This window comes from Neisseria sp. P0021.S007 (assembly GCF_051956855.1).
The window spans coordinates 1-559 of record NZ_JBQCXA010000961.1 but is presented as its reverse complement, the minus strand read 5'-3'; the positions used below and the strand labels follow the sequence as shown (position 1 = coordinate 559).

Below are 559 nucleotides of genomic sequence, written 5' to 3'. Positions count from 1 at the left end.
CCACACCACCAACACACAACACAACACCAACACCCCCCACACCACAAAACAAAACACCAACCACCAACCCCAACCACCCCCCCAACCCAACAACCCAACCAACACCAACAACACACCACCCAAACAACCCCCCCCACCACCCACACAACACACAACCCCCACCACACCCCCACACCACACCAACCCCACCACCAAACCCCCCCCCCCCAAAAAACCCCACAAACCACCAAACCACAAACCCACCACCACCACCACACACCACACCACCACCACCCACACACAAACCACCCAACACCACCACCCCACCCACCACCCCAACCCCCCCACCCAACCACAACCCACACAAACACCACCCCTCCGCACCAACCAGCCCCCCACCACAACCACCAAACCCAAAAAAACCCACACCCCAAAACACACAAACAAAACCCACCCCACCAAACCACCCAACCACCAACAAAACACTCCTCACCGAAACCACCCCCAACAAACCCACAACCTCAAAACACAAAAACACCCCAACCACCACATCTATCTCCCATACACACCCAAAGCTACA

Annotated in this window: 1 protein-coding gene; it reads right to left on the bottom strand. The window is 56.7% G+C overall.

The window, feature by feature from the left end; genetic code table 11:
* Window positions 1–465: hypothetical protein (locus ACTHUR_RS16960; RefSeq protein WP_440399862.1), on the bottom strand; the 465-nt coding region annotated here is incomplete at its 3' end.
* Between the last annotated feature and the right edge of the window lie 94 nt (window positions 466–559).